Annotated in this window: 25 protein-coding genes; 11 read left to right on the top strand and 14 right to left on the bottom strand. The window is 63.7% G+C overall.

Annotation, left to right across the window (positions count from 1 at the left end; genetic code table 11):
* Positions 1-85 precede the first annotated feature (85 nt).
* A complete protein-coding gene (gene qcrC / locus FBY33_RS15330; protein ID WP_142031291.1) occupies positions 86-874 on the bottom strand; it encodes a cytochrome bc1 complex diheme cytochrome c subunit in 789 nt (262 codons plus the stop codon).
* An 86-nt stretch (positions 875-960) separates the two neighbouring features.
* Positions 961-1,599 carry an aa3-type cytochrome oxidase subunit III gene (gene ctaE / locus FBY33_RS15325; protein WP_200831397.1) on the bottom strand — a complete coding sequence of 213 codons (639 nt, stop codon included), beginning with the start codon at positions 1,597-1,599 and terminating at the stop codon, positions 961-963.
* 148 nt (positions 1,600-1,747) lie between these two features.
* Here ctaE and trpD point away from each other — a divergent pair, with 148 nt between their 5' ends.
* A complete protein-coding gene (gene trpD, locus FBY33_RS15320) occupies positions 1,748-2,803 on the top strand; it encodes an anthranilate phosphoribosyltransferase (protein WP_142031290.1) in 1,056 nt (351 codons plus the stop codon).
* Between the two features lie 16 nt (positions 2,804-2,819).
* On the opposite strand, the gene FBY33_RS15315 is transcribed toward trpD, so the two are convergent.
* The 5 genes from FBY33_RS15315 to FBY33_RS15295 form a co-directional block, all read right to left on the bottom strand.
* Complete coding sequence (locus FBY33_RS15315; protein WP_043456257.1) at positions 2,820-3,101, bottom strand: Lrp/AsnC family transcriptional regulator; 282 nt, start codon at positions 3,099-3,101, stop codon at positions 2,820-2,822.
* A gap of 113 nt (positions 3,102-3,214) precedes the next feature.
* Positions 3,215-3,616, bottom strand: a complete 402-nt coding sequence (locus FBY33_RS15310; RefSeq protein ID WP_235010592.1) for a DUF3054 domain-containing protein — start codon at positions 3,614-3,616, stop codon at positions 3,215-3,217.
* A gap of 57 nt (positions 3,617-3,673) precedes the next feature.
* A complete protein-coding gene (locus FBY33_RS15305) occupies positions 3,674-4,267 on the bottom strand; it encodes a hypothetical protein (RefSeq protein WP_142031289.1) in 594 nt (197 codons plus the stop codon).
* 65 nt (positions 4,268-4,332) lie between these two features.
* Complete coding sequence (locus FBY33_RS15300) at positions 4,333-5,103, bottom strand: glycosyl hydrolase family 18 protein (protein WP_160141968.1); 771 nt, start codon at positions 5,101-5,103, stop codon at positions 4,333-4,335.
* A 314-nt stretch (positions 5,104-5,417) separates the two neighbouring features.
* Complete coding sequence (locus FBY33_RS15295) at positions 5,418-7,745, bottom strand: bifunctional polysaccharide deacetylase/glycosyltransferase family 2 protein (protein WP_142031287.1); 2,328 nt, start codon at positions 7,743-7,745, stop codon at positions 5,418-5,420.
* 759 nt (positions 7,746-8,504) lie between these two features.
* Between FBY33_RS15295 and FBY33_RS20555 the strand changes: the two genes are divergently transcribed.
* Positions 8,505-8,654 (top strand): hypothetical protein, encoded by a 150-nt coding sequence (locus FBY33_RS20555; RefSeq protein ID WP_200831396.1) that lies wholly within the window; start codon positions 8,505-8,507, stop codon positions 8,652-8,654.
* 69 nt (positions 8,655-8,723) lie between these two features.
* Here FBY33_RS20555 and FBY33_RS15290 read toward each other — a convergent pair whose 3' ends face one another.
* Positions 8,724-9,173 carry a hypothetical protein gene (locus FBY33_RS15290; protein WP_142031286.1) on the bottom strand — a complete coding sequence of 150 codons (450 nt, stop codon included), beginning with the start codon at positions 9,171-9,173 and terminating at the stop codon, positions 8,724-8,726.
* A gap of 409 nt (positions 9,174-9,582) precedes the next feature.
* Here FBY33_RS15290 and FBY33_RS15285 point away from each other — a divergent pair, with 409 nt between their 5' ends.
* Positions 9,583-9,813 (top strand): hypothetical protein, encoded by a 231-nt coding sequence (locus FBY33_RS15285; RefSeq protein WP_142031285.1) that lies wholly within the window; start codon positions 9,583-9,585, stop codon positions 9,811-9,813.
* Positions 9,814-10,095: 282 nt separating this feature from the next.
* Here FBY33_RS15285 and FBY33_RS15280 read toward each other — a convergent pair whose 3' ends face one another.
* From FBY33_RS15280 to FBY33_RS15270, 3 genes are all read right to left on the bottom strand, one after another.
* Complete coding sequence (locus FBY33_RS15280; RefSeq protein ID WP_235010591.1) at positions 10,096-11,388, bottom strand: recombinase XerD; 1,293 nt, start codon at positions 11,386-11,388, stop codon at positions 10,096-10,098.
* Positions 11,389-11,602: 214 nt separating this feature from the next.
* Positions 11,603-11,941: a helix-turn-helix domain-containing protein gene (locus FBY33_RS15275; RefSeq protein ID WP_235010590.1), complete on the bottom strand. Its 339-nt coding sequence runs from the start codon at positions 11,939-11,941 to the stop codon at positions 11,603-11,605.
* Positions 11,935-13,041 (bottom strand): tyrosine-type recombinase/integrase, encoded by a 1,107-nt coding sequence (locus FBY33_RS15270; protein ID WP_142031283.1) that lies wholly within the window; start codon positions 13,039-13,041, stop codon positions 11,935-11,937. The genes FBY33_RS15275 and FBY33_RS15270 overlap by 7 nt, the downstream gene beginning before the upstream one ends.
* Positions 13,042-13,457: 416 nt before the next feature.
* On the opposite strand from FBY33_RS15270, the gene FBY33_RS15265 reads away from it, so the two are divergent.
* From FBY33_RS15265 to FBY33_RS15255, 3 genes are read left to right on the top strand one after another with little or no spacing between them, the layout of a single operon-like run.
* Complete coding sequence (locus FBY33_RS15265) at positions 13,458-14,693, top strand: type III polyketide synthase (RefSeq protein WP_142031282.1); 1,236 nt, start codon at positions 13,458-13,460, stop codon at positions 14,691-14,693.
* Between the two features lie 13 nt (positions 14,694-14,706).
* Positions 14,707-15,402 (top strand): methyltransferase domain-containing protein, encoded by a 696-nt coding sequence (locus FBY33_RS15260; protein WP_142031281.1) that lies wholly within the window; start codon positions 14,707-14,709, stop codon positions 15,400-15,402.
* A gap of 1 nt (position 15,403) precedes the next feature.
* Positions 15,404-16,573, top strand: coding sequence for an FAD-dependent oxidoreductase (locus tag FBY33_RS15255; protein WP_142031280.1), 1,170 nt, complete (start codon positions 15,404-15,406; stop codon positions 16,571-16,573).
* A 31-nt stretch (positions 16,574-16,604) separates the two neighbouring features.
* Here FBY33_RS15255 and FBY33_RS15250 read toward each other — a convergent pair whose 3' ends face one another.
* Positions 16,605-17,018 carry a nuclear transport factor 2 family protein gene (locus FBY33_RS15250; RefSeq protein WP_142031279.1) on the bottom strand — a complete coding sequence of 138 codons (414 nt, stop codon included), beginning with the start codon at positions 17,016-17,018 and terminating at the stop codon, positions 16,605-16,607.
* A gap of 53 nt (positions 17,019-17,071) precedes the next feature.
* Here FBY33_RS15250 and FBY33_RS15245 point away from each other — a divergent pair, with 53 nt between their 5' ends.
* The 5 genes from FBY33_RS15245 (at position 17,072) to FBY33_RS15225 (ending at position 20,866) form a co-directional block, all read left to right on the top strand.
* Complete coding sequence (locus FBY33_RS15245) at positions 17,072-17,752, top strand: peptide deformylase (protein ID WP_142031278.1); 681 nt, start codon at positions 17,072-17,074, stop codon at positions 17,750-17,752.
* 70 nt (positions 17,753-17,822) lie between these two features.
* Complete coding sequence (locus FBY33_RS15240) at positions 17,823-18,704, top strand: putative RNA methyltransferase (RefSeq protein ID WP_142031277.1); 882 nt, start codon at positions 17,823-17,825, stop codon at positions 18,702-18,704.
* Between the two features lie 128 nt (positions 18,705-18,832).
* A complete protein-coding gene (locus tag FBY33_RS15235; RefSeq protein ID WP_142031276.1) occupies positions 18,833-19,306 on the top strand; it encodes an NfeD family protein in 474 nt (157 codons plus the stop codon).
* Positions 19,307-19,328: 22 nt separating this feature from the next.
* Entirely contained in the window at positions 19,329-20,276 is a 948-nt protein-coding gene (locus FBY33_RS15230; protein ID WP_142031275.1) for an SPFH domain-containing protein, read from the top strand.
* Positions 20,277-20,518: 242 nt separating this feature from the next.
* Positions 20,519-20,866 carry an RNA polymerase-binding protein RbpA gene (locus tag FBY33_RS15225; protein ID WP_026266052.1) on the top strand — a complete coding sequence of 116 codons (348 nt, stop codon included), beginning with the start codon at positions 20,519-20,521 and terminating at the stop codon, positions 20,864-20,866.
* 94 nt (positions 20,867-20,960) lie between these two features.
* On the opposite strand, the gene FBY33_RS15220 is transcribed toward FBY33_RS15225, so the two are convergent.
* Both FBY33_RS15220 and FBY33_RS15215 read right to left on the bottom strand, forming a co-directional pair.
* Complete coding sequence (locus FBY33_RS15220; protein WP_142031274.1) at positions 20,961-21,704, bottom strand: polyprenol monophosphomannose synthase; 744 nt, start codon at positions 21,702-21,704, stop codon at positions 20,961-20,963.
* A 96-nt stretch (positions 21,705-21,800) separates the two neighbouring features.
* The gene (locus tag FBY33_RS15215; protein WP_142031273.1) at positions 21,801-23,468 is read right to left on the bottom strand and encodes an amidohydrolase; all 1,668 of its coding nucleotides are present in this window, start codon (positions 23,466-23,468) and stop codon (positions 21,801-21,803) included.
* Positions 23,469-23,486 lie beyond the last annotated feature (18 nt).

Here is a 23,486-nt window from a genome sequence, read left to right as displayed (position 1 = left end):
TCTCTCGTCCCGGCGTTTGCCGGGTTAGTTTCTAATTTCAAGCTGCTGACTGGGCAGCAGAAGTTGTGTGTTTCCCGCGGGAAAGTCAGGACGTCCTGGAGGTCAGCCAGATGGTGAAGGCGATGATGACGCCGAGGCCGGCCACCCATACGAACAGGCCTTCAGCAACGGGGCCGAGGGAGCCGAGGTCGGCGCCGCCCGGGGAGCCGGTGGTTTCGATCTGCTTCAGGAAGGTGATGATGTCCTTCTTGCCCTCGGGGGTGATGTTGGCGTCGTTGAACACCGGCATGTTCTGCGGGCCGGTGGCCATGGCCTCGTAGATGTGCTTGCCGGATACGTCCGCCAGGGCGGGTGCGAACTTGCCCCGGGTCAGTGCGCCACCGGCAGCGGCGGCGTTGTGGCACATGGCGCAGTTGGTCCGGAAGAGTTCGCCACCGGCAGCAGCGTCGCCGCCACCGTTTGTCAGGTCCTCTTCAGGAATCGCCGGGCCGGCTCCAAGGGAAGCGACGTAGGCTGCAAGCTGGTGGGTCTGCTCATCGTTAAACTGGACCGGCTTCTTCAGGGCCTGGGGGCCGTTCATCTGCATCGGCATGCGGCCGGTGCCCACCTGGAAGTCGACAGCAGCGGCACCGACACCCACCAGCGAGGGGCCATCCTTGGACCCACTGGCACCCATGCCGTGGCAGGTGGCGCAGTTGGCCGCGAAGAGCTTGCCGCCCTCTTCCGCGTCATTCGCGCTGAAGGTGGTGGTGGAAGCTTTGGCCTCGTTGACGGTGGTTGCCACGGCGTACAGCCCACCAGTGAGGAGGAGCCCCATCAGAAGCAGCGCTACAGCTGCAAGTGGGTGACGCCGCTTTTGTGAGAGTGCCTTCACGTGGTGGTTCCTTTATTCGATCCTGCGCCGGCTCCGGGAGCCGCTACCTGAAATTCTGCCTCTTGTAGAAAAAGAATCAAAGCTGGCTACTTGAGTACGTAGATGACCAGGAAGAGGCCGATCCACACGACGTCAACGAAGTGCCAATAGTAAGAGGTGACAATCGCGGACGTTGCTTCAAAGTGTCCGAACTTCTTCGCCGCAAAGGACCGGCCCATGATGAGCAGGAAGGCGATCAGGCCGCCGATGACGTGGAGGCCGTGGAAGCCGGTGGTCATGTAGAAGGCAGAGCCGTAGGCGTTGGAGGAGAGCGAGACATGCTCGGAAACCAGCATCGCGTATTCAGTGGTCTGGCCGGCAACGAAGAACGCACCCATGATGAACGTCAGGGTGAACCATTCGTTCATTCCCCAACGGGCGAACGAAAGGGCACCCCCGGTACGCCGGGGCTGCAGGCGCTCTGCAGCGAAGACGCCCATCTGGCAAGTAAAGGAACTGGCCACAAGGACGATCGTGTTGACGAGCGCAAAGGGGAAGTTGAGCTTGGCTGTCTCTTCAGCCCACATCTCACCACTCGTGGAGCGGAGCGTGAAGTACATGGCGAAAAGACCGGCGAAGAACATCAACTCGCTGGACAGCCACACAACGGTTCCGACAGAAACCATGTTGGGGCGGTTCAGCGTGGGGTGCGCCGGGGTACTGGGGGCATGGGTCGCAGATGTCACATAGACATTATGTCTGTAAAAGTCCGTGCTGCCCAACGCAAACCGCCTTTTCGGAGGACTTTTTCTACAAAGACGCGAAATTGCCCGGAAAAGTTCCGGCAGCCGTTCACATTGGTCAGCGCCTGCCATCGGTCGATAGCATCAGCAGGTGACTTCACAGGCAACTGCAGCGTCCGGCAACACCTGGCCCCGGCTGATTTCGGCACTGATTAAAGGCAATGACCTCACGGCGGAGAACACGTCCTGGGCCATGGATACCATCATGTCCGGCGAAGCCACGCCCGCCCAGATCGCCGGATTCCTGGTGGCCCTCAGCGCCAAGGGTGAAACCGTGGATGAGCTTTCCGGCCTCGTCGAGGCAATGCTTGCCCATGCCAATCCGGTGGAAATTTCCGGGGAGAAACTGGACATCGTTGGCACTGGAGGTGACCAACTTAACACCGTGAACATCTCCACCATGGCCGCCCTTGTCGCTGCCGGCGCCGGCGCGAAGGTGGTGAAGCACGGCAACCGGGCCGCGTCGTCGTCGTCTGGATCCGCGGACGTGCTCGAAGCGCTGGGCGTCCGTCTTGACCTGTCCATAAGCCAGGTGGCCCGGAACGCCGAACAGGCGGGCATCACGTTCTGTTTTGCTCAGGTGTTCCACCCGTCATTCCGCCACACCGCCGTGCCCCGCCGCGAACTGGCCATCCCCACGGCATTCAATTTCCTGGGTCCGCTCACCAACCCTGCCAACGTGCAGGCGTCTGCCGTGGGCGTCGCCAATGCGCGAATGGCCCCGCTCGTTGCGGGAGTCCTGGCGCGGCGGGGGAGCAGGGGACTGGTCTTCCGTGGCAATGACGGCCTCGATGAATTGACCACCACGGGTCCTTCCACCGTTTGGGAGATCCGTGACGGTGCAGTTAACGAGTTGGTGTTCTCCCCGCAGGACCTTGGCATCAGCCTGGCCACGGTCGAACAGCTTCGCGGCGGTGATGCAGCCGCGAACGCAGGCGTAGTCCGTGACGTGCTGGCCGGCAAGGAAGGCCCGGCCCGCGACGCCGTCCTGGTCAATGCAGCGGCAGGCCTGGTTGCCTTCGACCTTAAAGCAGAGGGCCCGTTCCTGGCGCGGATGCAAAGGGCCTTCGCAAGGGCGGCCCAATCAGTCGACTCCGGTGCCGCCGCCGCCGTCCTGGACCGTTGGGTCTCCCTGTCCCGCGCCTGAGGCCGGGCGCGCCGCGTTACTGCTCGAAACCCAGGGAAAAGGCTGCATCCAGGTCGTGCTGTGAGTATGCGCGGAATGCGATGTGGGTGGTTGTGTGGACCACGGCGGGGACTTTGGAGAGCCGGTCGGCGATGACGTCCGCCAAGTCCTCGTGCCGGTGTACCCGCGCTACCGCAATCAGGTCCCATTCCCCGGTGACGGAGTAGACCTCGCTGATGCCTTCAATGGCGGAGATTTCCTCCGCGGTCTCGGGGATGCGGGCGGCGTCAGTCTTGATCAGAACAAATGCGGTAACCACGTTTGTACCCCTTCAATCAGTTCCGCCGCAGCAAGGGACGGCAGGTTTGTCTCTCCTGCCAGCCTATTACACAGTGGTCCCTTTCCCGGAAGCCACCTGCCGGTTGCCCTCCGTTACCGGCTGCGGAGCCGGACGGCGACGGCCAGCAGGAGCCGGTAGCCCACGAGGAACACGGCCAGGGCTACTGTGGCCACGATGACGAAGGGTAGGACTACCGTCTGGGCGGTAAGTGCCCGGAGGAGCATGCCGACGATCAGGCTGCCAAGCCATACGGGAACTCCGGCATGGAGAACCGACAAGGGACGGCGCCAGGCCCGGGAAGCGGCCCATCCCGCTGCTGCCCCTGCAAGGAAGGGCCAGGCAGTCAGCAGCACACCCAGGATGGGCTCCTCCCGGTGATGCGCGTCGCGGCCTATGGCGGCAAAGGCAAGGATCAACACGACATCGGCCACTGCGGCTGCCAGCATCGTCTTTCCGGAAGCCGCTGCCGCCGCCTTCGTTTTCAAGGAGCTCATGGTTTCGAGCTTAGCCGCCCATTCAGTGTGCCCACGGACCTGGTTCGCCGCGGCCATTCACTGTCCAGGCACGCTGTTGCCGTAGCCGGCATCGCATTTGCCGTCGTGAATGACGCCGTGGCCTGAAGCTACCGGGTAATGGTCCCTGGGGTTGAAGATGGCTGTACTGACGCCTGTCGCTTTCCGGGCGCACTTTCGCACGAAGGACTGGGATTCGTACCTGCCGCCAATCCACATATCGATCCACTGTTTTGCATTGCCGTATTTCTCCGCCCCTGTATGGCAGGGGCCTTCCTCGGGTTCGGGCCCGTCCCCGCAGGTATCCTCCACAATGAAGTAGCGGCGGACGTCCGGGAGGTAGATTCGGGTGCCTGCAGGAATGTCAAGAACGTCCTGCCCGGTCGCGCGGGAATGCCCGACGGCGATGGTCACCGGATCAGCGTAGGTCCCCGCGCCGCCGGCTGCTTGGTGCAGGACGGGATGGCTGATCTTGGTGGACCCGGGAGGCGTGTTGTCGAACCAGGTATAGGCCGTGACATAGACGTCCGTCTTTATGGACTCCTCCGGGCGGCTGGGCGGAATCCCGGTGCATGCGTTGGCTGCGAGCGCAACGCAGACAGTAGCTGCCGCAGTCAGGGCACGCCCGCCCATTCGCCGCCTCCCGGTTTTGCCGGCAATCTGACTGGAAAGATTAAAAGTCTCCCATCGCACCATGGTCAACTGCTGTCCGTGAAGCCGCGGCTGAGTTCATTGGCAAAGTCGCCGGTGTCCTGGTCAATACCGCTGCAGTGGCTGGAGGGGCGTTGCCACTCCTCCTGAATGGTGCAGCCGGTGTCCCGGTTAATCGACCACAGGGAGAGGCGGCCTACTCCGTGTTCGACGGCGAAGCTGTTTAGCCCGGCGGCGTCGTCAAGCGTGAACGTGTTGCCGCGGACATCATTGTCTCCAATCATGGGAGTGAGTCCGATTCTCCTCCATGTCTGTGCGGAATCTGCCGGCATACCTGCCTGCGAGTACAACTGTTGCAGCGTCTGATGGGTGGCCTCAGCTGCCTGCCGGGATGCGGCCAGCATGCTCACTCCGTTCTCGAGCGGCCCGAAGTTCATGGTCATGATGTTGATCCCTGCCACGTCGACTCCGGCGGCAAGCATCGCCTCCACACTGTTCTTCCCGTCGCTGTCCAGGCCGCTCCTTGTGACAGGCAGCGTCAGCCAGACCTGCAGGGGCTGTCCGTCCGGACGTCCTGCCTGTAGCCGGGAAACCGCCTCTGCCCGCAACCGCATGGCGGAAGGTTCAGCCGAGGATCCTTCAACATCCAGGTCGAGCACGTCCAGCCCATACCGGCTGATGACAGTCCCGTAGGCGTCCGCAAGCGCTGCTGCATCGTGGCAGGCTATTGACAAGTCCTGGCCCCGTTGGCCGCCGAATGAGACGGCAACGTCGTTGCCGTCCGCCCGGAACTGCCGTATCTGCGCGTCGAGATGCAACTTATTGCCGGCCTCCTCAAGGCTGTAATGTTCCGCCCCAGGAAGGGGCGCATGGTTCGTCTGGATCGGCTGTAATGAAGGCGAGCACCATGGTGGCCTTGCCGGAGGCCGCATATCGCAGTTCCGGCCGTGGGGGGAGGGTGACGTCAAAGTAGCCCCCGAACCATCCCGCCGTGGGTTGGTCCGGCGTTGTTCCAGCTTCGGCACGCTGGCCGTCCGTCCCGGCAATGCTGCAGCTGCCAAGGGTGAAGACGGCCAGGAGAAGGACGGGATGCCAGCATTTTAAAGGCAGGAAAGTTTTCACGGCCGGAGGGTCACGGGGCGGTGGGGGAGAGGGGGTGGTGGTCGACGGCGGAAGGTGGCAGTTCGGCGCTGTTGGTTCGCTGGGGTTTGTACCAGCCGACGGCGGATCCCCTCAATGCCCGAATGGCCGCGCCAAATACGACATACGCACGAAGCGGTTCATAGATGAGCCGGTAGATTGGCACGATCAGCAGATGCCATGGACTCTCGCGCACCATGACCACCGCCACGAGGGAGACCACCGTGTGGGTTGCCGTCACGAAGGCGGAAAACAAGGCGATGGCCTGCCATTCACCACGGCTGAGGCTAAGTACGGCCACCGCCGCTGCCAATGGCATGAAGATCAGCGGGACCACCACGGAGACCAGTGCGTAGGGCATGGTCAGCATGCCCAATGCGCCGAACTTCGGGTTAAGCAACATGGACCGGTGTTTATAGAGCGTCTGGATGTTGCCGTAGGTCCACCTCAGTCGCTGCTTAAACAATCCTGACAGCGTGAGCGGCGCCTCGGTCCATGCCACCGCCCGGTTTTCCTGGACGATGCTGTACCCCAACTGTTGGAGGGACAGCGTCAGGTCCGCGTCTTCGGCAAGTGTTGCATCGGAGTATCCGCCGGCTTTCACCAGTGCATCCCTGCGCCACGCCGCGCAGGCACCCGGAACTATCGAGATCGCTCCCATGAGGCCCTCTGCCATCCGGGTGACGCAGATGCCGGACAGATACTCCAGGCTTTGCCAACGGGCAACGAGATTGCGCCGGTTGCCCACTTTCACGTGTCCTGCGACGGCGCCGACTTCCTTGGCTCCGGAGGGTGCCACAAAGTGGCGCGCCAGCATGCGGATGGTCTGGGCTTCGAACAAGGTGTCGCCGTCCAAAGTCACGACGATCTCCCCACGCGACTGCGCTATGCCGTTGTTGCTTGCCGCCGGCTTGCCGCTGTTGGGCTGGGTGTGGACTTTAAGCTGTGGCCAGCCGGCGGCGTAGTTCCTGAGGACGTCAAGGGTGGCGTCCGTGGAACCATCATTGACTGCCACCACTTCAAAGTGCGGGTAATCACTGGCTTTCAGGGCGTCGAGTGTCTTGGCAACCACCGGTTCCTCGTTGTAGACCGGGAGGACCACGCTGACAAAGGGCCAGTCCCTGCTGTCAGGCGGGTCCCATTTCCTCCTCTTCTGCCGGGCATTGTTGGCCAGGGCGAGGACAACGAACAGGAAAGTCAGGACGGTCAACGATCCGATGCCAAACCAGAACAGCCAGTTCATCACCACACTGGGCGTTACCAAATAGGCGGTAAGTGCTCCGAAGGTGAGATTGTCCGGCAGGCCGGCATCAGCGGTGCGTTGCGGGACGAACCCGTCTGGCAGCATGGGTTCCAGGGTGCTGAAGCGATACCCCTGGGCTTTGGCTTTGGGAATGAATTCCTTCAGCATCTCAATTGTGGCCGTCCTGTCCCCACCACCGTCGTGGACCAGCATGACGTGCCCGAGACCGTCGAGGTCAGGAACCGGGACGGAGGTCCCTGGCTCATACTCCCAGTCCCGGGTGTCCAGATCCATGTTGACGTGCAGGTACCCCAGCTGCTGCGCCTGGAGCAGGGCAAGAGTGTTGTTCTCCGGATTGCCTGTGGGGATTCTGAACAGTCTCGAAGCGTAATTGTCCGCCGCCCGGAGCACCCGGTCCTCACCAATAATCTCTTGCCTGTTGTACGCATCGTCATGCGCCCAGAAGTCGATGTGGCTCATGGTGTGGTTGCCTACCATGTGGCCCTCCCGCGCTATCCGACGAAAGATCTCGGGATTTTCGACGACGTTGTCACCTATGGCGAAGAAGGTTGCCGGAACGCCTTCGCGCGACAGGAGGTCCAGGATCTCCGGGGTATAGCGCGGGTCCGGTCCGTCATCGAAGGTCAGCATCAGCGTGTGGTCCGGGGGAAGTCCGTAAGCTTCCACAGCGTAGGGCCTTTTGCCAATGGCTTTAGCTTCCTTCGGCGTCGCCTCACGCCAGACTTCGTTACTGAAGGGGTCCGTCAGCAGGGTGGCGCCATCACGCCGCTCCACAAGCGCGATGCGATGGAAGATTTCGTTGCCCTGCTCGTAGCCGACCTTTGGAATGTTCTTCAGATACTGCTGGGCAAGCAGCCGGCGGGGGTAGTCGGGAGACTGATTCAGCTGGCCCTGCCGCAGGGGAGCGGTGGCGCCGGGCAGTACAGCGCACAGTGCCAGAACAACGGACAGCGCTGCGGCCAGGAGTACGTTCAGGATTCGATACCAGCGCTTTCCGCTGGCATCGAAAAACACGGGTGGCTGGACGTCGGGAAAAAAGGAGGAGACGTTCGTCATGGAGGCCCCTGGGTGGAAAACCTGGAGAACATTTATGCGGGGGAGGAACCCTCGCCTGGGAAGCAGCTGCCGTCCTGCCCACGACGATAGGTTTGCGCCTTCAGGGCGAACACGCGTAGGACGTACCTGATTGCAGTTTTGGGTGGTACTTACCTAAGCCGGTTTCGGGCCCCGCCCGGGCAGCCCCCAAGGTTGAAGGGCTGATAGGTAGCCCCTGGCCGGTGTTCATTGAGGGCACCTGCGGATAAGCCAGCCGGCTTCCCAGCCGAGGTGGTAGCCCGTGCTTCCGTCCCACTCAACGAGGACGTGGGTCACTGTATAAGCGAGGGCTGTGGCGTGGATGGCCCGAACTTTGACAGCTGCCGGTCGCAGCAGGACCACAGGTATTCCGGGGGCTTGCCGAAGCGCCTCCTTGTGCATTTCAGTGCGGCATCCGCCGCAAATGGCGGGGCAAGGCATGCAGGCCTGGCGTCGGGGGAATTCAAGCATGGGGCGTCCTAGGAAGAATCAGGAAAACCGGGCGCCGCCGCCGACTGCTTGAACATGGAAGGGAGCCATAGGAAGCCTTCCATTGCGTGCCCGCAGCAGACCTGTACGGCCTGCCGACATGTCCAAAAGGCTAGATCGCCCTGCGGATGGCGCCATGGGTGGGAGCTACCCAACTTGCAGGGCCGGCTCCCCATTTTCAGGCCCCAGGGGATAGGTATGCAGTAGGGTCGCAGCAGGAAGCCGGGTCAGCCCAGCCATATTGGAGGCACAGTGAACAAGGCCTTGTGGATTTGCAGCCTGCTTGGTGCTGCCTTGGGGATCAGCCTGGGGCTGGCACTGTTCCATACGCCGTTTTGGGGCCTCGCGCTGGGACTTGGCATCGGTGCCGTGGTCGGGGCCTCGATGCAGCGGCGTCACTAGTCCCACGGTCACTGAACGGAATTGCCGCCTTGTTCCGCGGCTCAAGGAAATCCTCACGATTTCCAGGGATCAGTGGACAGGTCTGACAATGAGGGTGACGCTCTGAGGTTCATTCGGGTCAGGGCTGGCGACGTTGAGCATGTAGTTGTAGTCGCCGTCAGTGCCGGAAGAGTGGCAGATGGTAGTGACGCCGATGGCGTTCGATTGCCGCTGGCAAGGACGGTCGGTCTTCATCTCGAAGCCGACTCCCGACACGATGGCTGTGACGTCGTTTGCGGTCAGCTCTTTCCCTGTGTCCCATTCCCGGTAGAGGCTGGGGCACGGGTTCGTGCTGATGCACAGGAAGTGCTCCGAGCGAACGATCTCCTGGGCAAGCTTCCAGTCAGCCGGGATGGCGAATCGTCCAGCGCGGGCAACCATATCCGTCGTTGCCCTTTCGTCCGCAGACTGGACGAGGAAGAATGCGACGGCACCGAGGACAAAGGCCGTGGCCAGGGCAATTCCGACAATACGTTTCACTGGTTCCCCCTAACCCATTAGTGCGGGCACTGATCCCCAGGCCAACCGCCGCCAGTGCTGAAGGCATCGTACGTGCACACCGCTGCATCAAGTTGTTATTGACCCTGCTTCACTCGAGCTGCGGGATGCTGACTGGCTCTCTAGAGTTCGGCGGGCGGCAAAGAAACCTTCGGGCTTGCTGGCCTCGCGGGTGCTGGGTGGAGGAGGGATGATCGTGCCTCAGGTGCAATAACCATTGTTCTACTGGCATCCCTGCGGATTGCATGTGGGCGTATTACCGGCCGTGGGCTGCCGACTGGATCTAATCCGATCCTGCGGCGTGGCAGTCAACGACGACTGTAAGGGTGCGTACGCAGCGTTAGTTGTTCTCGGCCCTTGAAGCCACCTAAGCCTCGTGGGAGATTGATCCATGACCACCTCTGTGAGCATGGGGCTCGTTCTACTGTTTGTCGGTTCGCTTTCCATATGGAAGCGTGAACGAATGGCGCACTGGGCCGCCGCATACTTCCGGCGTTTCGGTGAGCTTGGAGAGTCCACCGCTACGGTGATCCGACCGGCCCTTTATCTGATTGGTGGAGTTGTCTTCGTTGTCATTGGTGCAGTGACGATCCTTTTCTCCCTCCTCACAGCAAACACTTAGACCCTGCCTTGGCAGCAGAAACCGGGCTGGCCGGCCCGGGTTGGGTGCCTATTTCCGACGAGAGCGGATGAACCAAACAATTCCTGCGCTGATGACTATCGCCATGCCGACTGCGGCAATGATGATGATTGTCAGCGGGTCAAAAAGGTCGCCCGTTTGATTGGCCATTCTCGCGTGCATGTTTCCTCACAGGCTTTCCAATAAGCGGCTGAGATGAAATGAGAGTACCGCCTACTTCCCTGGCGAGCTCCGAGTTACCAGGTTCATAGGAGCATGCCGCCGTCAAAGTCCACTTCGCAGGTTTACATAGCGGGACCAGGCGTCGCCTGCTGCGTCGGCGTGGAGGAATGCGATTTGGTGGCTGTATCCGAGTGCGTCGGCGACGATTGGCGGTGGCGAGACTAATAGGTGTTCGTCGAAGGCGCTGTTTCGTGCGCCGCGCAAGTCGATGCCCAGGCTGCGGAGTCTGTCCATGATCGTGTTCGGGTGAAGGGGCTGCCCGGCGCGGGTTCCGGGGAAGAGCCAGGGGCTTTGGGTGTCTGATCCTGTCCTCAGGTTCGGACGATTTTGAAGGTGTTCCCGTAGCAAGTCGGTGAAGGGCTGAGGAACAGGCACCGGGTGCATGCCGAAGGTGATCCTGACGTTGCCGGTGGTTTCGTTGGGTTCGATTGCGTCGGCCCGGAGTTTCGCTACCCGCACGAGCGGTTGGGCGTAGAGAAGGAGCAGAATCCCGGCGATTCGGTAGGGCAGGGATTCGTTGGTGCCGGTGAGCAGTTCCCGCAGCCAGGCCACGCGCTGTTCCTGGGTGATCGCGGGGCGGCTTTTGGCCGTGTAGTGGCCCATTTCGACGCGGTGGTTAGTCCCGGTGTTCTTGATGAAGACGATGAAGGTGCGGATGGCTTTTCTGGTCGTGGGGCCGGTGGCAAGCCAAGTTTCGATGTCTTGTTGGGTGCAGCTCGCCGCTGTCCCTTGGTGGGTGTCCCAGAGCCAGTCCAGGAACTTGATGGTTTCGGTAATCTCCTGTTTCGCCGAGTGCACCGGGGCTTGAGCGCTCTTCTCGGGTGTTGTGATGGACCGTATGCGCCGGAGGTGGTGCCAGGTGGCGAATTGTGCGACGGGTTTGGCGATTTCCTCGGGCAAGTCGCGGAGCTTGTCGTCGATCCAGGTCTCGAACCGGGCCAGATACGGGTCTTGGTGGGGGAGGAGGTTGTGATGTATGAACAGAGCGCGCAGGTGATTGGCTTCGCGGTTCGCTGATTCAGCCGCGGCATCGAGTCCTTCGTGCGTCAGCGGCGTCTCGCCACGGGATAGAGCGGCGAGGAGGGCTTGGACTTTGGGGGAGCGCTTCCAGGTGATGATGCTTTCGGGCCGGTCTGCCTTGCAGAGGACATCGACGATTCTGCTGGCTGCTTCTGGGTCGGAAGAGTCTGTCAGCAGTAGCCGGTTGAGGTCTTCCCGGAGGGCGCAGCGGGCGCAGATGCCGCGCCGGTAGAACTCACCTTCACCGTTGCAGCGGGTGCAGTGGAAGTCGTGGAGGATTCCGGCGCAGGGTGCGCACCGGGGCCCTCCGCTCATGTCCGGCGGTCCGGGTAGCAGCCGATGCTGGCCGCAGTCCGGGCACGTCCCGTGGGTTCGGGTCGCGGCGGTGAAACAGGGGCCACAGATTCGTCCTTCGGGCCAGGTGGCCCGGGTTCGGCCGGCGTTGCGGCCGCAGCGTGCGCAGGTGGCGGTCCCGGTGGTGCGTGGCCGGCCGCGGCTGGTGTTACGGGGGCTAAGGCCTTGGGGCTTGTCAGTCGGCATCGTCGATGATGCGTGCCCGGCGCGGGCGGACGGTGCGGTTCAGGTCGACGACGTTCGGGGCGTTGGTGCCTGTTTTGCGCGCTCGGGCGTCAGCTGCTGTGACGGTGATGAGGTCCTCGGGCCCGCAGGAGAAGATGTCACAGATCGCGGCGATGACCTGCAGTGCGACGCGTTCGGGTTTCTGGTTGACGAGCCGGTAGACCTGTGGCCGGGACAAGGTGATGCCGCGCTCGGCCAGTAAAGGGATGAGATCGGTGGTGTTGTGGAGACCCCTTGCCGCCATGAGCTCGGAGAGACGCCATTTGTATTCGACTTCGCGCCTCACCACTGGCCTCTCATCTGCACGCCCAGGACTTCGTCCATGGTGCGGTCCAAGGCAGCCCGCAGGGTGGAGTTCCGGAAGTCGTCGCTGACGAACTGATAGATCCCGGTGGTGGAGGCATGTTCGTGGCCCATTTGATATTGCACGAATCTAGGATCCCACCCGTCCTCCAGCAGGTGCGTTGCATAGGAGCGGCGCAGGGAATGCAGGTCCAGGCCCTCCATCGGCATTCCCAGCTCGGCGAGGTATCGCCGGAGGCGGCGCAGCAGAGTGGATTCGCAGATCAGGCCGCCGCGTTCACTGGGGAACAGGTCCAGGGTTTCAAGCGTGCCGCGCCCGTTGGCGAGCCAATCCTCGATGACACCGGCGGTCCAATCGAAGACCGTCAGGACGCTGCGGGGTTTGTGGGGGGAGCCCTTGCGTGACTTGCCAAAGCGGACCTTGCAGACACCGGCTTTCCCGAACCTGCGCGCCTGCGGGTTGGTCGCGAAGTCAACGGTTTGCAGGTGCCGGAGCTCGTTGAACCTGAGCCCGTACGAGTAGGTCACCTTGAGCATGACGGCGTCCCGGTAGGCCGCCTTCCAGCCCTTTTTGCCCGAGGCTGCGATCAGTTCGACCTGGTCGTCAGCATAGTCAAACAGCTTCTGCAGTTCGGCCTTGGTGAAGGGCCGCTTGGCAGGGCGCCCTTCGTACTCCTGGGAGTGTGAAGCGGTGTTCCAGTCAAAGAAGACCTGGGACGGGTGCGTCCCGAAGCGCTGCTCACAGACCCTGTCCCAGCCATAGTCCGGGTTCGACACGTAAGACGAAAAACGGCGAAGGGTGGACTGGTAACCACGAATGGTGGAGTGCTTCAGCTGATGGATCGAGCGCAGATCCCCGAAATACTCCTCGACATGCTCAGGAGCCCAGTTCCAGGGGAACTCGTTCACATGGTCCACGAACCTGCGGACACACCCGATGCCCTTATCAATTGTGTCGAACTGCAGGTTCCGGGAGAGCTGCTGGTTACGCCAGCCCGTGAACATGTCCTCCAGCGTTTGTTCCTCGGGATGCAGCAGAGAAACAGAACCTAGCTGCAGCACGCGCCCGGACCCATCAACTGCCACAGCTTGCCCCCAAATCGGCCTCAAGAAACATTCAATACCTGAATCAATGATTCATTAAATGCATCATCAGCACAAAACCGCAGTTCAGAGGCCCGTCAATCAACGTCACGCCCAGACTCCACTGCCCAGAAGCGGCAGCCTCGAAGGCGAGAATCATGAGCACGGCCCCCGGAAAATCCGCGGAATTCCGGGCTGCCCATCAATTCCGTGAGGCTCCAGGGCATTGGGGCGAATTGATTCATCTGATGCAATACGCAGAGTACTACTTGACATAATGTAGATTATCGGCGCCTTCGGCTAGGCCGGGGTTGGAGTCGCAACCAGCGCACTGGCGACTCTGAAACGCCGGGGCAAAAGCGCTGGTCAAAGCCGCAAACCCCATTGTCTTTATTCTGGTGCCCGTCAAGAATGAATCAATGACGGTCTATGTGCGCTCACTTGAAACAGCAGTTCCGGGGACAAAGCTGATCCAGTCCGAAGCCCGTGATGTGTTTGCGGCCCAGCCGGGCCTGTCCCGTTTGGGTTCACGGCTGGTCAATACGTGTTTCGATGGTGCAGCCATCGAGACGAGGTTCACGGCCGTGCAGGAACTCACCAACGCGTCCCGTTCGGAAAACCCGCAGTTCTACGACCAGGAAACCGGGCTGCTGCTGAATCCCAGCACCAAAGTGCGCAACGATATCTTTGCCCGCGAGGCCACAAAACTGTTCGTGGAAGCCGCCCGCGCTGCCCTGCAAGCGGCCCCGGAACTCGATTTACTTGACATAACTCACCTCGTGACAGTCTCCTGCACCGGTTTCTTCAACCCTGGCCCCGACTACAAGCTGGTCCGCGAACTTGGCCTGAACCCGGCAGTCCAGCGCTACCACCTGGGCTTCATGGGCTGCTACGCGGCCTTTCCCGCGCTCCGCGCAGCGAAACTTTTCTGCGAGGCGGACCCCAACGCCGTCGTCCTGGTTGTCTGCGCCGAACTGTGCTCCCTCCACGTCCGCACATCCAACGACCCGGACACCATCATGGGCTCGGCACTGTTCGCCGATGGTGCCGCAGCCGCCGTCGTGACTGCCCGCCAAGGCACCGACGAAACCGCGCTGATGAAGCTCGACCACTTCGAGACGGTCCTGACGCCTGTCGGTGAGGATTCCATGGCGTGGAACATCGGCGACAACGGCTTCGAGATGGTTCTTGGAAACTACGTTCCGCACATCATCGATGACCACATTGTCGGCGCGCTGGAGCCCCTTCTGGAAACGGAACCGGAACTGGCAGCACTCCCCTACACGGCGATCCCCCACTGGGCCATCCATCCCGGCGGCCGCAGCATCCTGGACAAGGTGCAGTCAAGGCTTGGCCTCAGCGATGCGCAGCTTGTCCCTGCACGGGAGATCCTGCGCAGCTACGGCAACATGAGCAGCGCCACGGTCCTCTTCGTCCTCAAGCACATCCTGGAACAACCCCTCCAGGAAGGTGCTGCCGGGGACGAGCGCATCTGCTCCATGGCCTTTGGTCCCGGCCTGACCGTGGAAACCGGCCTGTTCACCAAGCTCCGGCAAGCAACTGGCGGCCAAACCCTGCATGGGGAGGATAAGGCCGCAGAGGCTGACCTGAGGGTGTTCCAAAACCGGACGGCCGCCGAAGCGCCCGTAGCCTGACGGGGCTGTCCAAATGGGAATCCTGCTGCGCCAACGAGCCACCATGGACGTCGAGCAGATGGACCGGCCGGACTGTGATGCCCGCCTGCTGGACAACACGTACCGGCAGTTTGGTGTCATCAACAGGGTGCTGTCCGGCTGGCGGAAACTCTACGTCAAGGAGCTTCGACCCATCATTACGCCCCACCCGTACCCCTTGACGGTGCTGGACATGGGATCCGGCGGCGGCGATCTCGCCGTGATGCTGGCCCGCTGGGCGGCGCGGGACGGCAAGGCGATGCACATCACGGGCATCGATCCCGATCCCCGCGCAGACCGTTTCGCCCGGCAGCGCCCCTCCATGGCCGGCGTCGAATTCCGCAAGGCGCACAGCAGTGACCTGGTCAGCGAAGGTGCCCGGTTCGACGTCGTCATCTCCAATCATGTGCTGCACCATCTGACACCGGAGGAGCTCCGGGGACTCCTGGCGGACTCCGAAATCCTGGCAACCGGGAAGGTACTGCACAACGACCTGGTCCGCAGCCCGGCCGCATTTGCCCTCTTCGGCCTGGCCGCCCTGCCGTTCCGGCAGTCCTTCATCCGGGAGGACGGCCTCACCTCCATCCGGCGCAGCTACACGCCGGCCGAGTTGGCGGCCGCCGCTCCCCCGGGCTGGTCCGTGGAGCGCTCGTCGGCCTTCCACCAGGTCATCACGTACCGGCGGGGCTGACGTGGACGCCGATGTCCTGATCGCCGGCGGCGGTCCCGTGGGCCTGTACCTGGCTGCCGCGCTCCTGCAGGAAGGCGTAAGGGTAAAGGTTCTTGAACAGCGGGAGTCACGGAACCGGCATACCCGCGCCATCGGCATCCACCCTCCGGCGCTGGAGGCACTGGCCGGAATCCAGGTTGCGTCCAGCCTGGTCCAGGAAGGCGTCCGCATCAGGACGGGCATGGCGGTCAGCGGCGGGAGAACAGTGGGAACCATGGCGTTCGACGCCGTCTCGGACCACTATCCCTTTGTCCTTGCCCTGCCGCAGTTCAGGACCGAGGAACTCCTGGAGGACCGGGTCCGCGCGCTGGACCCCGGGGCACTGGTCAGGGGTGCCAACGTCACCGCAATCCGGGACGACGGCGACAAGGTCACTGCCACGGTCCAGGCCAGCCCGGGTGCCACGATCCCAAGCAGCCACGGCAGCAGCGCCACCGGCGCATTGCTGGTGGCGGCAGACGGAGCCCGGTCACTGCTTCGCGGCGCGCTGGGCGTCCCGGTGGTCCGCAAGGCGTATCCCGACCACTACCTCATGGGGGATTTCGACGACGGCAGCGGCTACGGGGACAAGGCCGTCCTGTTCCTCGAACCGGAAGGGATCGTCGAGTCCTTTCCACTGCCCGGCCGGGTGCGGCGCTGGGTGGTGCGGCTGGACCGGCCCGCCCAGCCTGAAGCAGGACCCCGGGAGCTGGCGGAACTGGTGCACAGCCGGACCGGCTTCCTGCCTGATTCAGCTACGAACTCCATGCTGAGCGCGTTCAGCGTCCGGGCGGTGACGGCCCGGCGGATGGTGACTGGGCGGACTGTGCTCCTGGGGGACGCGGCCCATGAGATCAGCCCCATTGGCGGGCAGGGCATGAACCTGGGTTGGCTGGACGCTGCGGAGCTGGTCCCCCTGATCTGTGCCGCGCTGGCGGGTGAATCCACGGGGAGGAGGGTCCGGGAGTTCGAGAAGAACCGGCGCCGGGCTGCCGCCGCATCCCGCCGGCAGGCCGAAATCAACATGATGCTGGGCAGGCCGCTGTCCCGGCCGCTCCTTCGGGTCCGCACTGGCGCGATCGGCGCTGCCGCTGCCATTCCCAGGGTGAACCAGTGGGCGGCCAGGCGCTTCACCATGCAACAGATAACTTAATAGCCTGACGTCCAGACCTGCAGTTGCAGGGCTACCGGTAATAGCAGTCGTAACTGTCCTGGCTCACGATGGCACCGTCGCGCACCTCGAACACCGAGGACGTCCTGGCCCGGATGGTTTCGCCACGGTCCCAGTACCGCAGATCCATCAGCACCGTCGCCGACCAGTCTGCTTCCACCACCACCCGGCCGCCCTGGCAGGTGGTCCGCCGGATGATGAACTGCTGGTCCTTCACCAGCCCGCGGCTCTGGTCCGCGCCGGTGAGCACTTCCGCCAATGTCCGGGTGGAACCTTCAGGGGCCAGGAGATGCGGAGCCTCCGTCAATACGAATGATTCCGACAGGAAGGGCCGGATGTCCTCCGCTCCCCCGCCCGCCTCAAGGAGCCGGATGAATTCCAGGACGTGCTCCTTCGGGGATGCCGGGGGTAAAGAGTCATCAGCCATGCAGTAGACCCTAGCTCAAGGGTCCTGAACCTATCCGCCAGTAGGCTGTCCCCATGACCCAGACTGTTCCCCCAACAACCGCCGGCGCCGGCGAAATCCGTGAGATTGTTGAGCGCATCCTGTCCGCCGGGTCCCTCCCGCCCATCGTCCAGGCCGGCCACCCAGCGCTCCGCCAGCGTGCCGCCGCGTTCGACGGCCAGCTCTCCGCAGACGAGCTGGCCCGCCTGATCGAGGTCATGCGGCAGGTCATGCATGAGGCCCCTGGCGTGGGCCTGGCCGCCCCGCAACTGGGCATCCCCCTGCAGCTCGCCGTGGTGGAAGACCAGTTCGACGTCGACCCGGACGCCGCAGCGTTGCGGAACCGGAGGCCGCTGGAGTTCCTGGCCATCCTCAACCCCCGGTACACGCCGCTGGGGTCCGGACTTGCCCCGTTTTATGAGGGCTGCCTTTCCGTCAACGGGCTCCAGGCGGTGGTGGCGCGGCCCGACGCCGTGCTCCTGGAGTACCTGACGCCCGACGGCGCGGCGGAGCGGCGGGAGTTCTCCGGGTGGCAGGCACGGATCGTCCAGCACGAGACGGACCACCTCAACGGCATCCTGTACCTGGACCGCGCCCAGCTCCGGTCGCTGAGCAGCAATGCCGAATATGCAGCGCACTGGGCCGACGCCGGCATCAATAAGGCGAGGGAAGGGCTGGGGTTCGACGACGGGCCGGCCGGCATATCGCTCGGCTGACCTTCGCTGTTCCCCGGAGGCAGTGACAGCAGACAGGGGCGGGAAGTCCGGCCGCCCTAAAATGGTTCCCATGCCTTCCGCGGATTTCCCCCTCCTCTGCCCTGTCTGCTCACATCCGCTGGAACACCTCGCCGCGACGGCTGCGCGCCAGCCCCGCCTGCTTTGCCCAAACGGCCACAGTTTCGACGCCGCCCGGCAGGGCTATTTCAATCTCCTGGTGGGCAAGGGCAGCCCCTTCGAGCCGGACAGTGCCGCGATGGTGGCGTCACGCTTCAACTTCCTGGGGAACGGCACCTACCTTCCGCTGGCGCAGGCCGTGGCCGCCGCCGTCGTGCCCCACCTGCCCCAGAAAGGTGCAGTGGTGCTGGACTCGGGGACCGGCACCGGACACTATCTGCGCGGGATCCTCGACGCCGCAGCGGCCGGGGGGCGGCAGGTATCCGCAATCGGCCTGGACATTTCCAAATTTGCCCTTCGCCGGGCTGCACGGCTCAATCCGGAGGCCGTGAACCTGGTCTGGGACATCTGGCGGCCGCTGCCGGTTGCGGAGAATTCGGTCGACGCCGTCACGGTGGTCTTCGCCCCGCGGAACCCGGCCGAATTTGCCCGGGTCCTTCGCCCCAAAGGCGTGCTGGTGGTGGTGACACCGCGAACCGGGCACCTTGCGGATATCGCCGCCGTTACCGGGATGCTTGGTATCGAAGAGGGCAAGGACGAGCGCCTGGCCGGGGCGATGGCGGAACATTTCGAACTTGACACCACCCTCGACGTCGACATCCCGCTGGAGCTGACGCGTACCGCCGCCGCCGACCTGGCCTTCATGGGACCGGCCGGGCACCACCTGGACCTGGGGCAGATCGCCGCCCGGCTCGAAGACTCCCGGGAGCCGGTAACAGCCGACGCAAAGTTCCGGCTCTTCGTGTTCACGCCCAAGCGCAACGCGGCCCCGTAACGACTTGGCCACTATCCCCCGCAGCCGGCGTGAACGGGCCCGCGGGGCAGGTCCGCGGACTACGATGAAAGGACAGTTGCTGGCGGGCCCGCGGATGCGGCTCCCCCGTGGCGAAGGGGGAAACAAGGATGTTCGAGTGGCTTGGCGAAAACTGGTGGGCATTGTGGCTCACGGCTTTCCTGGCGTTTGCAGTGGTCGAGATGATCACCCTTGACTTGTTTTTCATCATGCTCGGCGGCGGATCGATCGCCGCACTGGTAGCCGACTTCGCCGGCGCAGAACCTTGGCTCCAGGTAGTGGTTTTCTGCGTGGTGTCCCTGCTCATGGTGGCCTTTGTCCGGCCGGTGGCTCTCGCACACCTGAAGAAGGGCCCGGCCGAGCAACGGACCAACGTGGACCGGCTGATCGGTGAGCCGGCCATAGTGATGGAGGCCGTGACCTCCGACGGCGGCCTGGTGAAAATCGGCGGCGATATTTGGAGCGCCCGCTCCGCCGCGGGGATCCTTCCCGCGGGCCAGAAGGTGGTAGTGGCAGCCATCGATGGCGCAACAGCAGTGGTTTCGGTACCGCCCCCGGCGGCCACCGGTCCAGATACAGCCTGACAATTGGGGAACAAGGAGTTGTATGGAAAACGCAGGCGGAACCGCACTGGCCATCGTGCTGGTGGTTCTGATCGTCTTTGTCATCATAGTTTTGGTCCGGTCCGTCCGGATCATTCCGCAGGCCCGTGCCGGCGTCGTTGAACGGCTTGGCAAGTACCAGCGGACGCTCAACCCCGGCCTGACGATCCTCATCCCGTTCGTGGACCGGCTGCTGCCGCTTCTGGACCTGCGTGAACAGGTGGTGTCCTTTCCGCCGCAACCGGTCATCACCGAGGACAACCTGGTGGTCTCCATCGACACCGTGGTCTACTTCCAGGTCACGGACCCGCGGGCAGCCACTTACGAAATCGCCAACTACATCCAGGCCGTGGAGCAGCTCACCACCACCACCCTCCGCAACGTGGTGGGTGGACTGAACCTGGAGGAAGCCCTCACCTCCCGCGACCAGATCAACGGACAGCTTCGCGGGGTCCTCGATGAGGCCACGGGCCGTTGGGGCATCCGCGTCTCCCGGGTAGAGCTGAAGGCCATCGATCCGCCCCACTCCATCCAGGATTCCATGGAGAAGCAGATGCGCGCCGAACGCGACCGCCGTGCAGCCATCCTCACCGCCGAAGGAACCAAGCAGTCAGCAATCCTCACCGCCGAGGGCCAGCGGCAGGCCGCCATCCTCAAGGCCGAGGGCGAGGCCAAGGCAGCCATCCTCCGTGCGGACGGTGAGTCGCAGGCAATCCAGAAGGTCTTCGACGCCATCCACAAGGGCAACCCGGACCAGAAACTCCTGGCCTACCAGTACCTTCAGACCCTGCCCAAGCTGGCCGAGGGTTCCGCCAACAAACTGTGGATCATCCCGAGTGAAGTTGGCGAAGCCCTGAAGGGTATCGGCAACGCCCTCGGCGGCGCCGGTGCGGAAACCCCCGCTGCCGGCGGGCTTTTCGACGATGTGCAGGGTGAGCGCAGCCAGCCCTAGGTAATCAAAGAACGCTGGGAGGGTTCCGTGGCCGGCCACGGAACCCTCCCAGTTTTGGTTCAGGCGGGATAACGCGCGTATAATTGGGTATTTGTCCGGCAGGAGACTACCAGCTGGAACAACCAAGCTTCGCAATGCGTTGAATCTAATGAAGCAGCACAATGCACACAGAAGTCCGGCGGTGCAATGTTGCCACCGGCCAACGCGGAGATTTCAACCGCGAACCGACAGAGGGAGAAAACATGAGCGATCGCAGCCTGCGGGGCATGCGCCTTGGTGCGCAGAGCATGGAGACCGAGTCCGGAGTCGAGCCGGCTCCGCGCCAGCGGGTCGAGTACCGTTGCGCAGATGGCGAGCAGGTCTTCGTCACGTTCTCCTCCGAGGCGGAAATTCCTCCGGTGTGGGTCTCCAAGACCGGCAAGGAAGCGCTCCTGGTTGACGGCGAGAAGCCGGACACCAGCAATGACAAGGCAGTCCGCACGCACTGGGACATGCTGCTGGAACGCCGCTCGCTTCCTGAACTCGAACAGATCCTCGAGGACCGCCTGACCATCCTGCGCGAACGCCGCGGAGAACGCCGCTCGGCATAAGGTTAGTCCCAAAGAAGGGGGCGGCCCCGCACTCTCGTGCGGGGCCGCCCCCTTCTTCTGTTTCCGCGGATGCCGTCGGCTCCGGAAAGGAAGACTACGCCTGCTTGTTCTTCAGCTTGCCTGTCAGGGTGTTCCAGCGGGCTGCCAGTCCCCAGCGGGTGACGTTGACCATTGCCTCGATCACGATGTTGCCGCTCATCTTTGAGGCGCCGAGTTCGCGCTCCACGAAGGTGATGGGGCGTTCTTCGATGCGGAGCCCCAGTTTGGCCACGCGCCATGCCAGGTCCACCTGGAAGCCGTAGCCCACCGAGTCAACCTGGTCCAGGTTGAGCTTTTCCAGGGTGGTCCTGCGGAATGCCCGGTAGCCGCCGGTGACGTCCTTGATCCGCAGGCCGAGCATCAGCCGGGCGTAGGTGCTGCCGATCCTGGAGATCGCCTGGCGGTACAGCGGCCAGTTGACCACGCTGCCGCCGGGAACCCAGCGCGAGCCCATGGCCAGGTCTGCGCCCTGATCCACGGCTTCGAGCAGTTGGGGAAGCTGTTCGGGCTGGTGCGAGCCGTCGGCGTCCATCTCGACGAGGACGTCGTAGCCGGCGTCCAGGCCCCACTTGAAGCCGGCGATGTAGGCGGCGCCCAGGCCTTCCTTGCCCTTGCGGTGCAGGACGTGGACCTGGGAGTCCTCGGCGGCGAATCCGTCGGCAAGTTGGCCGGTGCCGTCGGGGCTGTTGTCATCAACCACCAGCACGTCCGACGCCGGAACGGCCTTCCGAAGGCGCTGGAGCGTCTTGGGCAGCGATTCCAGTTCGTTGTAGGTGGGAATGATCGTAAGGACGCGCACAAAGGGCCTTTCCTGGTGGAGGTGGTCGGAGCACCTGATGCCGGGCCTTGCCGGCGGCGGGCGCAACTACCCATTATAGGGCGGAGGACTGCTGCGTCAGGAACGCAGGGCCGGGCTGGCGAAGAGTTCGGCACCGTCTTTTACGGTTTGCAGGCATACCGGATCGGAGCCCGTGTCCAGTGCCGGCAGCAGCGGGGTCCTGGCCCGCGGATCGGTGCTCCATGACTGCACCCTGCCGGCAGCCACCTGGACCATCAATTCCTCCACCTCCCACACGGCGAAACTGGCCGGCGACCCGGGAACAAGCTGTCCGGCCATGGGGTTGGTGTGGCGTGCGGCCCTCCAGCCGGCACGCGTGTGGCCCAGGAAGGCTGCCCGTGCGGAAATGCGCTGCTCCGGGTTGTTATGTTCCACGCAGGCGCGCACGCTGGACCAGGGACGTAGCGGCGTGACAGGGCTGTCGCTGCCGAAGCAGACAGGAACTCCGGCGGAGTAGAAAGCGGCGAAGGGGTTCATCGACCGGCTCCGCTCCCCCAGCCTCCGCTCGTATAAGGCGCCGGCTCCGCCCCATGCCGCATCGAAGGAGGGTTGGGCGCTGACGGTCACGGAGTAGTGGGCCAGCTTGGCCACAGCCGCGGCGTCAGCCATCTCCACATGCTCAAAGCGGTGGCCCGCGGCCCTCACCCGCTGCTCGCCCACCTCTTTGGCTGCCAGGTCCAGTGCCTCCAGCGCAGCGTCCAGCCCGGCGTCCCCAATCACATGGAAGCCGCCCTGGATCCCTGCCAGGGAACAGGCGGCAAGATGGGCTGCCGCCTGGTCGGCGCTGAGGTACAGGCTGCCGCGCTCCTGGCCGGCATCGCTGTAGCCAGTGCGCAGGGCGGCCGTCCTGGATCCGATCGATCCGTCGATGTTTAAGTCCCCTGCCAGCCCCTGGATGCCGCCACCAAGCTGCTCCACAAGGGAACGGGCCTGCGCCTCGGACGAGACCAGCTCGCCCCAGTACGGCAGCACCTCGGGAAAGCGCTGCGCACCCGGACGGGCCTCATTCCAAGCTGCGGCAAGCCGCACGTCCTCGGCGCCTCCGATGTGCGGGGCTCCCATCTCGACAACGGCGACATATCCGTTGGCGGCGGCCTCTGCCAGTGCACGGGCCTGGTGCCGCTTCAGCGCATCCTGCGGCAGCTGCCGGGTTGCCAGCCGGGCGGCGTCGTGGGCTGCCCGCATGACCCGGGCACCGCCGTCGTACCCGTCCTTGCCGCGAAGCTCCGCCGACTGTACCAGCGACGTCGACACCAAGGCCGAGTGGACGTCCACCCTGGAAAGGTAGACCGGCCGGCCGCCGGACGCCCGCTCCAGTTCCTCGGCACTGGGCAGGGCGGGATCAGCCCAGATGGACTCGTCCCAGCCATGGCCGAGCACGGGCCCTTCCCCGCCAGCCGACGCGACGGCATCCAGCAGCGCCCTGGCCGAGGTGGCCGTCCCCAATTGCAGCGAGTCCAGCGCGATTCCGGTTTCGGTCAGGTGGATGTGGGAGTCGACGAATCCCGGTGCCACCAGGGCGCCGCGGAGGTCGATGATGTCCATGGAACTGTCCGCGATGGAGGATGCGGCCTGCTCTGAGCCAACCCAGGCAACGGTGTCACCGTCCACCAGCATGGCGGTTGCGAAGGGATCCGCTGCCGTGTAAACCGAACCATTGCGGTACAGCACCGGCGCGGGACGGGGGGTGGCATCGGAGCGGGACGTTGCATCGGGGCGGGGCATGGCGGGGCAGTCTCCTGG

Source organism: Arthrobacter sp. SLBN-112, from assembly GCF_006715225.1.
Classification (GTDB): domain Bacteria; phylum Actinomycetota; class Actinomycetes; order Actinomycetales; family Micrococcaceae; genus Arthrobacter.
Note: the sequence above shows the minus strand (reverse complement) of the source record. Positions and strands in the feature narration are given on the sequence as shown.

What these genes read in the sequence shown, in the direction of transcription:
- FBY33_RS15310 (WP_235010592.1), bottom strand. Translation starts at nt 3,616, where the DNA reads ATGAGCTCCTTGAAAACGAAGGCGGCGGCAGCGGCTTCCGGAAAGACG.
- FBY33_RS15305 (WP_142031289.1), bottom strand. Translation starts at nt 4,267, where the DNA reads ATGGGCGGGCGTGCCCTGACTGCGGCAGCTACTGTCTGCGTTGCGCTC.
- FBY33_RS15295 (WP_142031287.1), bottom strand. Translation starts at nt 7,745, where the DNA reads ATGACGAACGTCTCCTCCTTTTTTCCCGACGTCCAGCCACCCGTGTTT.
- FBY33_RS15285 (WP_142031285.1), top strand. Translation starts at nt 9,583, where the DNA reads ATGACCACCTCTGTGAGCATGGGGCTCGTTCTACTGTTTGTCGGTTCG.
- FBY33_RS15280 (WP_235010591.1), bottom strand. Translation starts at nt 11,388, where the DNA reads ATGAGCGGAGGGCCCCGGTGCGCACCCTGCGCCGGAATCCTCCACGAC.
- FBY33_RS15265 (WP_142031282.1), top strand. Translation starts at nt 13,458, where the DNA reads ATGACGGTCTATGTGCGCTCACTTGAAACAGCAGTTCCGGGGACAAAG.
- FBY33_RS15260 (WP_142031281.1), top strand. Translation starts at nt 14,707, where the DNA reads ATGGGAATCCTGCTGCGCCAACGAGCCACCATGGACGTCGAGCAGATG.
- FBY33_RS15250 (WP_142031279.1), bottom strand. Translation starts at nt 17,018, where the DNA reads ATGGCTGATGACTCTTTACCCCCGGCATCCCCGAAGGAGCACGTCCTG.
- FBY33_RS15245 (WP_142031278.1), top strand. Translation starts at nt 17,072, where the DNA reads ATGACCCAGACTGTTCCCCCAACAACCGCCGGCGCCGGCGAAATCCGT.
- FBY33_RS15240 (WP_142031277.1), top strand. Translation starts at nt 17,823, where the DNA reads ATGCCTTCCGCGGATTTCCCCCTCCTCTGCCCTGTCTGCTCACATCCG.
- FBY33_RS15235 (WP_142031276.1), top strand. Translation starts at nt 18,833, where the DNA reads ATGTTCGAGTGGCTTGGCGAAAACTGGTGGGCATTGTGGCTCACGGCT.
- FBY33_RS15230 (WP_142031275.1), top strand. Translation starts at nt 19,329, where the DNA reads ATGGAAAACGCAGGCGGAACCGCACTGGCCATCGTGCTGGTGGTTCTG.
- FBY33_RS15225 (WP_026266052.1), top strand. Translation starts at nt 20,519, where the DNA reads ATGAGCGATCGCAGCCTGCGGGGCATGCGCCTTGGTGCGCAGAGCATG.
- FBY33_RS15215 (WP_142031273.1), bottom strand. Translation starts at nt 23,468, where the DNA reads ATGCCCCGCCCCGATGCAACGTCCCGCTCCGATGCCACCCCCCGTCCC.